This window comes from Halomonas sp. 707D4, from assembly GCF_024158685.1.
In the GTDB taxonomy this organism is placed as follows: Bacteria; Pseudomonadota; Gammaproteobacteria; order Pseudomonadales; family Halomonadaceae; genus Vreelandella.
Genome location: NZ_JAMZBD010000414.1, coordinates 1 through 2,718 on the forward strand (window position 1 = coordinate 1; position 2,718 = coordinate 2,718).

The window sequence follows — 2,718 nt, forward strand, 5'->3', positions numbered from 1 at the left end:
GCGTGGCGCCGCGCGCAAGGCACAGCTTGCCCAGCCGCTGGGACAGCAGTGCCAGATCGAGATTTTTCAGGCCAGAGGCGCCGGTCGGCATGCAGACTCCTTCATGTAGGTACTCAGTTCAGCGTAGAATACTGCGTTTCACTTGCCCATAGAACTCGAACACCGGCCAAGGTGCAAACGCTGCCCCGGGCCACGCTCGATCAGGACGCCCATGTCACAAAGCCCCGCGCACACGCCCATGATGGCGCAATATCTGAAGATCAAACGCGACCACCCCGAGGTACTGCTGTTCTACCGGATGGGGGATTTCTACGAGCTTTTCTTCGACGATGCCAAGCGCGCCGCGAGGCTTCTGGACATCACCCTCACCGCCCGGGGCCAGAGCGGCGGCAAGCCGATCCCCATGGCAGGCGTCCCCTACCACAGCGCCGAAGGGTATCTCGCCCGGCTGGTGGCCGCCGGCGAGTCGGTGGCGATCTGCGAGCAGATCGGCGATCCGGCGACCAGCAAGGGCCCGGTGGAGCGTCAGGTGGTGCGCATCGTCACCCCGGGCACGCTGCACGACGAGGCACTGCTCGACGCTCGACGCGACAACGTACTGGTCGCCCTCGCCCCGGGTCGCGAGCGCTTCGGCCTGGCGTGGCTCGAGCTTGCCAGCGGGCGCTTCAACGTGCTGGAGGTCGAAAGCGAAGCGGAAATGCTCGCCGAGCTCACGCGCCTGGCCCCGGCGGAGCTGCTGGTGCCGGAAAACCTCACCCTGCCCGAGCCCTGGGCACAGAAGCGCACGCTGCGCCGCCAGGGCGAGTGGCTGTTCGATCTCGAGAGCGCCACGCGCAGCCTGTGCGACCAGTTCGAGGTGCAGGATCTGCGCGGTTTCGGCTGCGCCCACCTTTCGACGGCGCTGATCGCCGCCGGCGTGCTGATCGACTACGCCCGGGACACCCAGCGCTCGCGCCTGCCCCACGTCACCGCCATCACCGTGGAGAACCGCGACGACGCGGTGGTCATCGACGCCGCCAGCCGGCGCAACCTGGAGATCGACACCAACCTCGGCGGCACCGCCGACAACACCCTGGCGAGCGTGCTCGACACCTGCGCGACCCCCATGGGTTCGCGGCTTCTGAAGCGCTGGCTCAACCGCCCGCTGCGCCAGACCGAGATCGTCCAGGCGCGCCAGGCGGGCGTGGCGCTGCTGACCCTCGACAGCGCCTACCTGGGCTTTCGCGACACGCTTGGCGAGCTTGGCGACATCGAACGCATCCTGGCGCGGGTGGCGCTCTACAGCGCCCGCCCGCGCGACCTGGCCAAGCTGCGCGACGCGCTGAACGCCCTGCCCGCGCTCCAGGCGCTGCTCGAGAACGTCGAGAGCGGCAGCGCCATCGACGCTTTGAAGCCGCACATTCGCCCCTACCCGGAGATGGCGGACACCCTGAGCCGAGCGATCGTCGACAACCCGCCGGTGGTAATCCGCGACGGCGGCGTGATTGCCGAAGGCTACGACGCCGAACTCGACGAGCACCGGGGCCTGGCCGAGAACGCCGGTCACTATCTGGTCGAGCTCGAGCGGCGCGAGCGCGAACGCACCGGCCTTGCCAACCTGAAGGTCGGCTACAACCGCGTACACGGCTACTTCATCGAGCTGCCCCGGTCCCAGGCCCAGCAGGCCCCGGCGGAGTACATCCGCCGCCAGACGCTGAAGAACGCCGAGCGCTTCATCATTCCCGAGCTCAAGGAGTTCGAGGACAAGGCGCTGTCGGCGAAATCCCGGGCGCTGTCGCGGGAGAAGTGGCTCTACGAGCGGTTACTGGGCAGCCTCAACGGGGTTCTCGGCGAGCTCCAGGGCACGTCCCAGGCGCTTTCCGAGCTCGACGTGCTGTGCGCCTTCGCCGAACGCGCCGAGGCGCTGGACTGGGTGCGCCCGACGCTCACCGCCGACACCGGCATCCACGTGGTGGCCGGACGCCACCCGGTGGTCGAGCACGTCAGCCACACGCCCTTCGTGCCCAACGACATCGAACTCTCGCCCAAACGCCACATGCTGGTGATCACCGGCCCCAACATGGGCGGCAAGTCGACCTACATGCGCCAGACCGCGCTGATCGCCCTGCTCGCCCATAGCGGCAGCTTCGTGCCGGCCGAGCGCGCCGAGATCGGACCGCTCGATCGCATCTTCACCCGCATCGGCTCCTCGGACGACCTGGCCGGCGGGCGCTCCACCTTCATGGTGGAGATGACCGAGACCGCCAACATCCTGCACAACGCCACCGACCAGAGCCTGGTGCTGATGGACGAGATCGGTCGCGGCACCAGCACCTTCGACGGGCTGTCGCTGGCCTGGGCCAGCGCCGAGCACCTGGCCGGGACCCGGGCACTGACGCTGTTCGCCACCCACTACTTCGAGATGACGGCGCTGGCCGAGCACGGCGACGGCGTGGCGAACATCCACCTGACCGCCACCGAGCACGGCGACGGCATCGTCTTCATGCACCGCATCGAGGACGGCCCGGCGAGTCAGAGCTACGGGCTGCAGGTCGCCCAGCTCGCCGGCGTCCCCGGCGGCGTCATCGCCCGCGCCCGCGAGAAGCTGGTGACACTGGAGCAGCGCGATGTCGACGAGCAGCAGCGTCTGCCGGCGGCAGCATCGGCACCAGCGGCACCGCTGCAGAACGACCTGTTCGCCAGCGGCCCGCACCCGGTGGTGGAGGCACTTTCCACCCT

General features: G+C 68.7%; 1 protein-coding gene. It reads left to right on the top strand.

Annotation, left to right across the window (positions count from 1 at the left end):
- Positions 1–211: 211 nt before the first annotated feature.
- Positions 212–2,718: DNA mismatch repair protein MutS (mutS, locus tag BIS11_RS14525; RefSeq protein ID WP_253586386.1), on the top strand; the 2,507-nt coding region annotated here is incomplete at its 3' end.